Source organism: Acinetobacter sp. MF4642, assembly GCF_002018925.1.
Classification (GTDB): Bacteria; Pseudomonadota; Gammaproteobacteria; order Pseudomonadales; family Moraxellaceae; genus Acinetobacter; species Acinetobacter johnsonii.
This window is the reverse complement of record NZ_MVON01000001.1, coordinates 170,437-181,381: the sequence shown is the minus strand read 5'-3', so window position 1 is coordinate 181,381 and position 10,945 is coordinate 170,437. Positions and strand designations below refer to the sequence as shown.

The following is a 10,945-nucleotide window of genomic DNA, read 5'->3' as shown; positions in this document are numbered from 1 at the left end:
CCTAAAATCACAACAATTTCACTCGGAAATGTCTCTATCGCTTTTCTCTGAGTCAAATTCTACACGATAGAATCATCAATTTTTAAAAACAAAGCTCGGCCACCCTATTCACTAATCAGAACAAACCGTTATCCTTGAGTAGCAAACACATCATAGGATACATTTGTATTTTTTACATACAATTAAACATTCATGGTGAATTTTATTCACTTTTTTAAATTATTCATGAATTAGTACAAATTATAGATTCTTTTATGATGCTTATTTTGAGCATTTTTTATTTACCAACTTAACACCCAAGCCAACAAAAACTCAAACAAGCTATTGTTTTACAATTAGATATAACCAAAACACAAAATCTCATGATACGCACCCATAAACTTTGAACCAAAAGCCTTTACTTTGTCATTTCGAACTAAAAATAAACGCTATATCAATTTTTTAGATGCTTATATCAGATAAAAAGTCGTTGAATTGAAATAAATTCAGTCATTTTGGTCGTGTAGAACTGGCTCAAACGGCTAAGTCGATGTACCATATTGCGTCTTTTAAATTAACTGTGATAGGACTTATGCGCGAGTACGCTGTATTTACCTCGGAATCTGTAAGCGAAGGCCATCCAGATAAAATGGCTGACCAAATCAGTGATGCTATCTTGGATGCGATCTTAAAAGAAGACCCATATGCGCGGGTTGCTTGTGAAACGCTTGTAAAAACGGGTGCGGTAGTACTTGCAGGTGAAATCACAACAACTGCAAATGTTGACTTTGAAGCGATTGTTCGTCAAACCGTAAATGGCATTGGTTACCACCATTCTGACCTTGGTTTTGATGGTTCAACATGTGCCGTGATCAACATGATTGGTAAACAGTCACCAGAGATTGCTCAAGGTGTAGACCGTCAAAAGCCTGAAGATCAAGGTGCAGGTGACCAAGGTTTAATGTTTGGTTATGCAAGCCGTGAAACTGACGTGCTTATGCCTGCTCCAATTTCATATGCACACCGTTTAATGGAAAAGCAAGCTGAACTACGTCGTAGTGGCGCTTTACCATGGTTACGCCCAGATGCAAAAAGCCAAGTGACTTTTGCTTATGAAAATGGCATGCCTGTTCGTTTAGACGCAGTCGTATTATCTACTCAGCATGATCCTGAAATTTCTCAAAGCAACTTAAAAGAAGCTGTGATTGAAGAAATCGTGAAAAAAGTGATCCCTACTGAAATGTTCCATGCAGACACCAAATTCCACATCAACCCAACAGGGATGTTTGTGATTGGTGGTCCAGTGGGCGACTGTGGTTTAACAGGTCGTAAAATCATCGTAGACACCTACGGTGGCATGGCACGTCACGGTGGTGGTGCTTTCTCTGGTAAAGATCCATCTAAAGTTGACCGTTCTGCTGCTTACGCAGGTCGTTATGTTGCGAAAAACATCGTAGCGGCGGGTCTTGCAGACAAATGTGAAATTCAAGTGTCTTATGCCATTGGTGTGGCTGAGCCAACGTCTATTTCGATCAATACCTTCAATACAGCAAAAGTATCTGAAGAGTTGATCATTGCGTTAGTCCGTGAACACTTCGACTTACGTCCATACGGGATCACTCGTATGCTCGACCTCATTCAACCGATGTATAAGCAAACTGCTGCTTATGGTCACTTCGGTCGTGAAGGTTCAGATACTGCATTTACTTGGGAAAAAACCGACAAAGTGGAAGCACTTAAAGCTTCAGCTGGTCTATAAGTTTGCTCCTAAAAGAAACCCGCTTAATGCGGGTTTTTTTATTTTAACTAATGGAAAATAGTCCATCAGTTCAGTCGTGAAGTCATTGAACCTCACTACTTAGGTTTGTTGTCATGATTGAGCACATCAAAGAGCGAAGTCACGGCAGCGGGTTCGCTGTTTCGGTCGGCCAAATAGACTTGTACAGATTTAACAATAATCGCTGCTGCAAGACATGCAACAATACAGAAAATCCAAAATCCAAAAGGACTTCGAATATTATGTGATCCACAGTTTGGACAGTCTTTATCTGTTGATGCGACAACTGTTTCACAACATGCGCAGTGGTATTGATAGAGCATCGCTTTACCCCTTTGTTTTTGTCCTTTCTTGTTTTTATTGTCCATCACCCTGCCTTACAGAATGTTAGATTCATTTATCTTATGTGAGTATTTGTTGAGACTCAAGCGCCATTCACCCGAAGTGATGTCAGCAACGGCTTACACTGAAAGATTAATCAATTGATTTAACGCATATTCCTCTTTATAACACCGAATTATGACAATTTCATTTTGTAACATAATAGTTTTTGACGTATTCCGTCATATTTGCTTAAAACCCTTTAGTTTTCTCGCGATTGTTTATTAAAATAAGATGCAACGATGAGGAAGAAAGAATGGTTCAGTTGATTAAAAAAGGCGGTTTACGCGAACGTGCCAACCGCAGTCGTAGCTATAAGGGCTCAGAAAATACCGAAGCGACATTGCAGCCCAACCGCTATGCGCAAAGTAAAAAAGACGAAGTGTCTAGCTTGGAACAGGCTCCATCATCTAAAGAGCTTAAAAATGACTTAGATGTAGATTGCGAGAGCATCGTACCAAAGCCATAAAGCAAAAATCAGAAACAACCCGCCAGAAAAAATGTCAATATAACTTCCTGAACGCTGATATGCCGCTTTAATTTTAGGTAATGATAAAAGCAGCATCAGCAGTGCAAAAGTCATAAAAGTTTGGATGGGAATAATGACCGCAAGTTGCATTTTTAAATAAGGACTTGCACTAGAACTTAAGGCTAGTGAAAACACACTACTGAAATAAATCAGCGTTTTCGGGTTAGACAAGTTAGTCAGCAAACCTGACATGAAATAATGGTTGGCATTGGGTGTAGGCAGTTTTTGACCATCATCTAGCAAGGCTTCTTGCTGCATTGTATTGAAACCAGCTTTCAACATTAGCCACCCCATACGTGCAAGGAACACACCACCAACTACCATCAATACCTGTTGAATCCATGGCATTTTTTCGATGAGTACGGTAAAACCTAACAAGGTTAAAACCACCCAAACGACGATGCCAACAGAAATACCTAAGATCGTTTTTAAAGTGTTTTTTTGTGTGGTCGAAGCTGAACTTTTGGCAATCAGTAAAACATCAGGACCAGGACTTAGCTGCGCAACAAAATGCAATGCGCAAATCGTGAAAAGCAATGACATAAAAAAGCGGCATAAATTTTAAAAAATAATTATATCGTTTGTTATATTTATTTTAAATCATAAGCACTTAAAACATTTTCATAAAGATAAAAAAAGCCGAGTTAGAACTCGGCTTTAAAATTAGGTATGAAATTATTTATTCACATCTTTCATTTCAATTTTTTTCGCATCTGGCGTGACTTCTCGTGCTTCGCCATCAATAATACTAGAGTCACGATAAGTTGAACCGCCCTGCTGTTGCTGCATTTCTTGCATTTGGCGCATGATATCTGCAAATGGATTTTGACCTTGAGCACCACCGCCCATGCCATTCATATCCCCCATCATGCCACCCATCATGCCACCCATCATTTTTTCCATCATCGCTTGCTGACGTTTCATCATCACGTTCATCAGCGCGCCCGTCATGGCTTTTTGTACTGCTGGAATAAGCAATAACACGGCAACCACATCTGTCACCAAGCCAGGAATCAACAAAAGAAAACCCGCAATGATTTTTGGCAGATTGTTTGTTAATGCAGGATCTGCACCCATCTGGCCCGCTTGCATTTGCTGCATTTGCTGCATTTGCTGCATTTGTGGCATTAAACCTGCTGAATACTTACGAATCAGGCTCATACCAATAAAGAAAGCGGCAATAAACCAAAAGAACACGTACCACATGCTACCAACGAGGTCGCCCACGCCAATCCATACGAAGACTTCGAGAATGACACCAGCTAATATAAAAAGAAATAATTTCATGAAAATTAATCTAATCTCAACAAAATGAATAAGGTGCAAGAATCAAGTGCTCAATCTACATCAAGCTTTTTTGATACGCTTATGTAACAATATGGGCATATTATTTTTTTTAAAGGGCAAGCATGTCATTAATTATTGGTATTGACCCCGGTTCTCGCCTCACAGGCTACGGTATTATTCAAAAAGAAGGTCAAAAACTAATTTTTGTCGATGCTGGCACCATTCGTACCGAAGCTGCTGATATGCCTGAACGGCTAAAACGTATTTTTGCAGGGATTGATCGTATTGTAAAATTTCATGGCCCAACCGAAGCCGCAGTTGAGCAAGTATTTATGGCACAAAACCCTGACTCCGCACTGAAGCTGGGGCAAGCACGTGGTGCTGCTATTGCTGCACTGGTCAACCTTGACCTACAAGTTGCAGAATACACCGCACGCCAGATTAAACAGTCGGTGGTCGGTTATGGCGCTGCGGACAAAGAACAAGTACAAATGATGGTGATGAGACTCCTAAACCTGAGCATCAAACCACAGCAAGATGCTGCCGATGCTCTCGCTGCTGCCATCTGTCATGCGCATGCTTCAGGCAGTATGACCAAGCTTGCTGTACTCAATGCTCTCGGCGGTATGGCGCGCGGCCGCAGCCGTAGTAGCTCTCGTCGACGCTAAGTGTTAAGTGACATAGTCTTTAAAGTCTTTACGCATTTCACGTACCGATGGTGCTTTGGGATAGGTTGCTATCAGCATCCTTCCTGAAATGCGTAAATTTTTCTTTTGGGCAGGGTCAATACGGATAAAGACCAACTCTTCTGGTTCATTGCGATGATTGATCTCACAAATCATAATGGTGTAGTTTTTTTCGATCACTTTATAACGACCAAATGCCTGCTGTACGATTTGTTTAAAATTTTTCTGTCCACCTGCTGGTGCAAGTTGAGTGTAAATCACCAGCAATATGCATGCACCAACTACCAAGGCCACCAGTAAGTATTTATCCATTATTCCTCCCCCTCTTTTACCATTATTCGAAGTCTTTAAATTTTAGGCTTGATTGCGTTATATCGCGTTTTCTTACTACTCAATAGTTCTTATGCTACTTCAATATTCTTACTTGGAAGCATTTACTTGATTTTCTTCTATCTGCAAAGAATCAATAAATTTTAATGACTCCCTTTGAATATTTTTCCAATGTGGAAGTAATTCAGCATGAAAATAAACATTTAAATAACTTGTATTAAACCCATAATCTGGCACATGACTACTTAACTTACAATCACTTCCGCCAGTCTTAAAATAAAGACATTTAATTACTAAACTGACTCCTTTCCCCTTTTTCTCTTGCCAAAAAACCTTTTTTGTGACATTTCCTACTCTGTCAAAACTTATTTCATAAAGACCTAGGTCTGGATTAAATACTTTATTTTTATTAATCTCTTCATCGTTAATTTCCATGTCAGCACCATCTGGACTTAAATACAGTTTCAGAACTGGATCAGAGTCAAAAAAATCTTTGTCTTCTTGACTACCAGTCCAAATTGTGCGTTGATGAAGAGAAAATGTGATGTCATTTAGCTTATTTGAAGAAAGTTGAAATCCATTTTTAGAAGGTAGCATCTCAGGCCATTTCACATTAAATGAGGCACTTTGGATTTGATCATCACATCCTTTTGTGTCATGAACTTGTTTGTGACCTTTGCCCCAATAATTTACATCTTGATATTCAACACTTGCAAAAAATAAATATCGTCGATCAATGCGCATTTTCTGATCGCCAAAACTTCCACACTCATATGGTTTTTCTTTTAAGCTCGGTACATCACTTGGTTCTAATACACTAACAATAACGCTAAAAATGACGATAATGATTGGTGACAATAGTATAAAGATCAAAAAATGTTTTAGCTGAATCGGCTTTCTAAGAAAATCTAAAATCATAAGTCATCTTATTTAATTATTAATTTTTTCATGTACTCTTAAAATTAACATAAAGTATTTGAGATATAGTATTTTTTATTCAAAATACCCGCCATATAAAAAGCCCATCAAAGGAGATGGGCTTTTTAGCAAGGACAAATACTTACTTCATGCTTGCAAAAACTTCTTTCGCTGCTTGCAGCGTAAATTCTATATCTTCATCAGAGTGAGCAGCTGAAATAAAGCCAGCTTCAAATGCGGAGGGTGCAAGGTTCACACCACGGTCTAACATACCGTGGAAGAACTTACGGAATGCATCGATATCACACTTCAGCATCGAGTCGAAGCTGGTAATGTCTTCTTGATCGGTAAAGTACAAACCAAACATACCGCCTACTTGTTGTGTTTTAAAAGCAATACCCGCTTCATCAGCCGCGGCTTGTAAACCTACAAGAAGTTTTTCTAGCTGCGCTGTCAATTTTTCATAGAAACCATCTTGGCGCAGGTGTTTAAACATCTCAATCCCTGCACGCATTGCAAGTGGATTCCCCGACAGTGTTCCAGCTTGGTAAACTTTACCCAGTGGAGCAATACACTCCATCACTTCTCTTTTCCCACCAAAAGCACCAACGGGTAAGCCTGCACCAATAATTTTACCCAAGGTGGTTAAATCTGGAGTCACGCCATAGTGAGCTTGTGCACCACCCAATCCAACACGGAAACCAGTCATCACTTCATCTATGATAAAAACAGAACCATGTTCATCACATACGTCACGAATCGCTTGTAAGAAGCCGTCGATTGGTTTGACTAGGTTCATGTTCCCTGCCACAGGCTCCACAATCACGCCTGCAATCTCTGAACCAAACTTAGCAAAGCACTCTTTTAAAGTGGCTATATCGTTATATGGAAGAGTCAGTGTGTGTTTGGCAAAGTCGGCAGGAACACCTGCTGAAGTTGCTTCGCCTTCGCCGCTGGTTAACAAACCAGAGCCTGCCTTGACCAACAGTGAATCTGAGTGACCGTGGTAACAGCCTTCAAATTTTACAATCTTGTCACGACCTGTATAACCACGCGCAAGACGAATAGCTGTCATGGTAGCTTCAGTACCTGAGTTGGTCATACGAACCAGCTCAATTGACGGCATAATTTCGCAAATAATGTCGGCTAAAGTCGTTTCATGTACGGTAGGCGCACCGAAACTTAAACCATCCACTGCAGCATTCTGAACTGCTTTAATAATTTCAGGATGAGCATGACCTAAAATCATTGGTCCCCATGAGCCCACATAGTCTACATAGCGCTTACCATCCACATCGTACAAGTATGCACCTTGCGCCTTTTCAATAAAGACAGGCGTTCCGCCTACGCTATTAAATGCACGTACAGGTGAGTTCACACCACCCGGAATATGTTTGCTTGCTTGTTTAAACAATTGTTCTTGCTTTGGAGATAAGCTCATGAAGTTACTCAACTCAAAAAATAAAAAAACATCTAAAAACGCTTAAGCTTTAGATGCAAATAAATCAGCCCACTGTTCTATACGATCAGGAATCGCAGACATTGATAGCCCTAATATATCACTAATCACTGCGCAAAGGTCGGCACCAGCTTCGATCACTTCACCTGAATTTTCAACTGTTAAGCCACCAATCGCACAAATAGGCACATCCAATTTGGCTTTGGCTTCTTTTAAAGTCTGCAAGCCAATATTGCCAGCTTCTGGTTTGGTCTCAGTTGCATAAATTGCACCAAAAGCGACGTAAGTTGCACCTTCAGTAATCGCCTTTTCAGCCAGCTCAATCGAGTTCAAACACGTACGACCAATCACCGTATCTTTTGGCAGGCGTGCGACAGCTTCGGCAACTTCGCCATCACCTTGCCCTAAATGCACACCAACGCCGTATTTAACGGCCATTTCTAAGTCATCATTGATCACAAAAGGAACACGATACTCAGCGCACATCGCTTTCATATACTCAACTTCGTAAGCCTGTTCTTCTTTGGGTACTTTTTTTCGGCGATACTGCAAAATGGCAACTTCACGTGTTGCCATTGCACCTTCTAGCTTAGCCAAAAGTAGCTCTAAAGGATCATCATTTGTAATTAAATATAAACCGCGCATTTAACTCTACCTTTGGGTTATGTCATTCTATTATAAAGCTAATGGTGACTAATTCTTTAATGAATTGGGACCGAAAATGCTTTGCTTTGCACAAAAATCCCACGACCAAGCTCAGGCTATATAAAAATACCTATTTTCAGTGATAGTCGCCCCACCGCTTTCGCAGTTTGATGGATACAGAAAGCAACAAGAATAAAATAAAAATAACAACTTTATAACAAGGATAAGAGAAACGCAGCGATCTGATACGGCTTTTTAGCTTTTTAAACCAGTGATGTTGAAATAACATCATAAAAGCTAAAAAGCCGCATATTTTACTTAACGTCCATATAAAAAAAGCCTAGAGAAGGTCGCTCTAGGCTTGGAAAACTAAAAGCACTTTAAAATTCAAAGCACTTATATATTATTTGGTGAAAATATAAACAACGATCTCATTATTAGAACATTAACTCATACTTTGCAACTGTTAATTTCAAGCTTTTAATAAAACTTTCATGATGAAGTCACAAAGTGCTTCACTAACTTGGAATTTTATCCAAAGCACGATCTTGTAAGCTTAAATTTCCACGTAAAACATCGGAAAACATACGCCAGTCAGAAATAAAACTATACAAAGGCTGTTTAAAACTGGCTGGCTTATTTTTTTCAAAAACAAAATGACCTACCCTCGCACAGGCATAACCAGAGACTAAGCCGTATATAAAATAGCGCGGCTTGCGTTTAAGTATGGCTTTAGAGAAAAAGTACAGTCCAATTGAACTGCCTGCAACGTGTAGCCGACGACTCATGATGTTGCGGTGCTCTGTTAGATAAAAACGATAAAACTGGTGATAGTCCTTAATCGGCAATTGAAAATTATGTTCAGCGTCATGTTCCTGTTTCGGTTCAACCTGAGCATTCATCTGTCATCATCCTGATGGTTTTTTACCAACATAGCTGAAAATATGCAATCTGCAAAGTGCAATCGCCTCTAGGCGCGTGTCCACTAAAAACAGAATTGTTTTTTGATCAATCTCACGCTGCAACTTTGTTTTATTGTGTCGTCAAGTCTTACATACTGTCTCTTTTTCGCTACAATCCAGTGGTCCATTGGTGTGCCTTTAGTGCACATAAAAACAAACTACAGATCATGCATCTAAATACATAAAGGCTTGGCACTGACCTAGCCCCTCAAATTAGGAATTTTTCATGGTTGAAATTGAATTAAAATTTCAGATTAGCGAAGCACGACGTACCGCCCTTCTTAAAGCTTTAGATCCTAAAAAATCTGAAACGATTCAACTTCAAGCCAAGTATTTTGACACGCCTGATCGCCTCTTGGCCCAACATGGTGCTGCTTTGCGTCAGCGTCTTGAAGGTGCTTGCTGGATTCAAACACTCAAAGCCGCAGGTAAAAGTCATTTACACCGTTTTGAACATAATCATAATTTGGGTGAGTTAGAGTCATCTCCTGAACTGGACTTAAGCATTTATGAAGCTATTCCAGAGGCTCAACAGATTTTAACCCAAGCTTTAGGCTCAGATGCAGCTGCGTTAAAGCTCACCTTTGAAACGGACATCCAACGCACCTATCGCGTCATTGAGTTTGAAGATGCTGAAATTGAAGTCTGTTTGGATGTTGGTGTGGTTCGTGCATCTGGTCGAGAACAGACCATTCATGAGGTAGAATTCGAACTCAAATCAGGCTCTGTTCAGTCGCTTTTGGCCTTTAGTTTTGAATGGGTGAAGAAGTATCAACTGTGGTTAGATGTCCGCAGCAAAGCCGAAATGGGTAATCTACTGGCACTTGAGCAAACCGTAAGTCCAGCACGTTTTGAAAAAGAGTTTGTCTTATCGAAAAAAGAAAGTGCGGCACATAACCTGAGTTTGTTGATTGGTCAGCAAATGCAGCATTTACTGCCGAATATTGCTGCAATTTCAGCAGGTGTTGCTGAGCAAAGCCATATTGATCAGGCACAAACCGCTTTAGAGCACTTACAACTAACCTTAGCTTTGTTTAAGGACTGGAATAGCAATATTTCTGATAAATGGGCGATGCAACTTGCCGCATTTAAGCATCAGTTTGATCATTTACAACATTTGCAGCATATGCAAAGCACCCTAGGCGCTTTTCTTCAGAATCCAACCACTACAGAAAATCTTGCCAAAGACATTTTATATGCTCAAGAAAAGCTTGGAAATTTAGTTAAATCGACCCAAAACGTCCATCATTATCTTGAGTTATTAACCTTTAGTTTAAGCTCACATGATCATGTGCAGAAGCAGGATTTAAAAACCTATGCGCACAATACCCTGCAAAACCAATATCGACAGCTACAGGAAAGCTTAAATGCTGCGGATATTAGTCACTTTGAAAGCTTAGATGTATTGGCGCAGAAAATTAAGGAATTGAAGTTTAGCTTTCCTATTTTAACGTCAATTTATGATGTGAAAAATTTGCAGAAATACAGTAAAGCGTTGAATGATGCCCAACAAGCTGCACATGAATATCAAATCTTGGCGACTTCAGCTGCATACATTCAACAGACCGAACTTGAAGCCAGTGATTGGTTTGTTTTGGGTTGGCTCACAGCAAAGCTTGAAGTTTATGCCGATAAACTTTTAGAAGCGACAGAACAGTTCTTAGTTAGCCGTAAATTCTTAAAATAACGCTCTGTATACCAAAGCAGTCATGTTAAATACATGACTGCTATCGTCCCTCGACAAGGCCTGACAAGCCGCAAAACCACGATAGAAGATCGTGGTTGGTCGCTTCAAACCGCTAATTTATCTATGACAAAACGGCCTATTATCAAAACAATACAGGCTTTATATTCATTTTTATTCTTAAAAAGTAAGGCTATACATTCCTACTCAATGTAGATTTATTATCACTTCGATGTAACCATCTGTACTTATTAACTCTGCATATTTCTAACCACTATCTTCATTTTAAAAGTGACATCTAGCACACT

Annotated in this window: 12 protein-coding genes; 4 read left to right on the top strand and 8 right to left on the bottom strand. The window is 39.7% G+C overall.

Going from position 1 to position 10,945, the window contains the following annotated elements; all coding sequences use genetic code 11:
• Positions 1–571: 571 nt before the first annotated feature.
• Positions 572–1,738, top strand: a complete 1,167-nt coding sequence (gene metK / locus MF4642_RS00905) for a methionine adenosyltransferase (RefSeq protein ID WP_078424995.1) — start codon at positions 572–574, stop codon at positions 1,736–1,738.
• A gap of 95 nt (positions 1,739–1,833) precedes the next feature.
• Here metK and MF4642_RS00900 read toward each other — a convergent pair whose 3' ends face one another.
• Positions 1,834–2,079 (bottom strand): hypothetical protein, encoded by a 246-nt coding sequence (locus MF4642_RS00900; RefSeq protein ID WP_005401120.1) that lies wholly within the window; start codon positions 2,077–2,079, stop codon positions 1,834–1,836.
• Positions 2,080–2,393: 314 nt separating this feature from the next.
• On the opposite strand from MF4642_RS00900, the gene MF4642_RS00895 reads away from it, so the two are divergent.
• Positions 2,394–2,606 carry a hypothetical protein gene (locus MF4642_RS00895; RefSeq protein WP_004696765.1) on the top strand — a complete coding sequence of 71 codons (213 nt, stop codon included), beginning with the start codon at positions 2,394–2,396 and terminating at the stop codon, positions 2,604–2,606.
• On the opposite strand, the gene MF4642_RS00890 is transcribed toward MF4642_RS00895, so the two are convergent.
• Together MF4642_RS00890 and MF4642_RS00885 are read right to left on the bottom strand one after the other, a co-directional pair.
• Positions 2,568–3,209, bottom strand: a complete 642-nt coding sequence (locus MF4642_RS00890; RefSeq protein WP_078424993.1) for a LysE family transporter — start codon at positions 3,207–3,209, stop codon at positions 2,568–2,570. The two genes, MF4642_RS00895 and MF4642_RS00890, sit on opposite strands and share 39 nt — an antisense overlap.
• A 132-nt stretch (positions 3,210–3,341) precedes the next feature.
• Positions 3,342–3,953, bottom strand: coding sequence for an FxsA family protein (locus MF4642_RS00885; protein WP_078424992.1), 612 nt, complete (start codon positions 3,951–3,953; stop codon positions 3,342–3,344).
• Positions 3,954–4,075: 122 nt separating this feature from the next.
• On the opposite strand from MF4642_RS00885, the gene ruvC reads away from it, so the two are divergent.
• Positions 4,076–4,621 (top strand): crossover junction endodeoxyribonuclease RuvC, encoded by a 546-nt coding sequence (gene ruvC / locus MF4642_RS00880; protein WP_004984936.1) that lies wholly within the window; start codon positions 4,076–4,078, stop codon positions 4,619–4,621.
• 3 nt (positions 4,622–4,624) lie between these two features.
• Here ruvC and MF4642_RS00875 read toward each other — a convergent pair whose 3' ends face one another.
• From MF4642_RS00875 to MF4642_RS00855, 5 genes are all read right to left on the bottom strand, one after another.
• The gene (locus tag MF4642_RS00875) at positions 4,625–4,951 is read right to left on the bottom strand and encodes a hypothetical protein (protein WP_010326887.1); all 327 of its coding nucleotides are present in this window, start codon (positions 4,949–4,951) and stop codon (positions 4,625–4,627) included.
• A gap of 108 nt (positions 4,952–5,059) precedes the next feature.
• Positions 5,060–5,887 carry a hypothetical protein gene (locus MF4642_RS00870; protein ID WP_078424991.1) on the bottom strand — a complete coding sequence of 276 codons (828 nt, stop codon included), beginning with the start codon at positions 5,885–5,887 and terminating at the stop codon, positions 5,060–5,062.
• Between the two features lie 142 nt (positions 5,888–6,029).
• Positions 6,030–7,328, bottom strand: coding sequence for a glutamate-1-semialdehyde 2,1-aminomutase (gene hemL, locus MF4642_RS00865; RefSeq protein ID WP_078424990.1), 1,299 nt, complete (start codon positions 7,326–7,328; stop codon positions 6,030–6,032).
• Between the two features lie 42 nt (positions 7,329–7,370).
• On the bottom strand, positions 7,371–7,991 hold the full coding sequence (thiE, locus tag MF4642_RS00860) for a thiamine phosphate synthase (RefSeq protein WP_078424989.1): 621 nt from the start codon (positions 7,989–7,991) through the stop codon (positions 7,371–7,373).
• A 518-nt stretch (positions 7,992–8,509) separates the two neighbouring features.
• A complete protein-coding gene (locus MF4642_RS00855; protein ID WP_078424988.1) occupies positions 8,510–8,893 on the bottom strand; it encodes a DUF962 domain-containing protein in 384 nt (127 codons plus the stop codon).
• Between the two features lie 286 nt (positions 8,894–9,179).
• Here MF4642_RS00855 and MF4642_RS00850 point away from each other — a divergent pair, with 286 nt between their 5' ends.
• Positions 9,180–10,640: a CYTH domain-containing protein gene (locus MF4642_RS00850; RefSeq protein ID WP_078424987.1), complete on the top strand. Its 1,461-nt coding sequence runs from the start codon at positions 9,180–9,182 to the stop codon at positions 10,638–10,640.
• Positions 10,641–10,945 lie beyond the last annotated feature (305 nt).

Coding starts and splice junctions, on each gene's coding strand:
- metK (WP_078424995.1), top strand. CDS start 572: ATGCGCGAGTACGCTGTATTTACCTCGGAATCTGTAAGCGAAGGCCAT.
- MF4642_RS00900 (WP_005401120.1), bottom strand. CDS start 2,079: ATGCTCTATCAATACCACTGCGCATGTTGTGAAACAGTTGTCGCATCA.
- MF4642_RS00895 (WP_004696765.1), top strand. CDS start 2,394: ATGGTTCAGTTGATTAAAAAAGGCGGTTTACGCGAACGTGCCAACCGC.
- MF4642_RS00890 (WP_078424993.1), bottom strand. CDS start 3,209: ATGTCATTGCTTTTCACGATTTGCGCATTGCATTTTGTTGCGCAGCTA.
- MF4642_RS00885 (WP_078424992.1), bottom strand. CDS start 3,953: ATGAAATTATTTCTTTTTATATTAGCTGGTGTCATTCTCGAAGTCTTC.
- ruvC (WP_004984936.1), top strand. CDS start 4,076: ATGTCATTAATTATTGGTATTGACCCCGGTTCTCGCCTCACAGGCTAC.
- MF4642_RS00875 (WP_010326887.1), bottom strand. CDS start 4,951: ATGGATAAATACTTACTGGTGGCCTTGGTAGTTGGTGCATGCATATTG.
- MF4642_RS00870 (WP_078424991.1), bottom strand. CDS start 5,887: ATGATTTTAGATTTTCTTAGAAAGCCGATTCAGCTAAAACATTTTTTG.
- hemL (WP_078424990.1), bottom strand. CDS start 7,328: ATGAGCTTATCTCCAAAGCAAGAACAATTGTTTAAACAAGCAAGCAAA.
- thiE (WP_078424989.1), bottom strand. CDS start 7,991: ATGCGCGGTTTATATTTAATTACAAATGATGATCCTTTAGAGCTACTT.
- MF4642_RS00855 (WP_078424988.1), bottom strand. CDS start 8,893: ATGAATGCTCAGGTTGAACCGAAACAGGAACATGACGCTGAACATAAT.
- MF4642_RS00850 (WP_078424987.1), top strand. CDS start 9,180: ATGGTTGAAATTGAATTAAAATTTCAGATTAGCGAAGCACGACGTACC.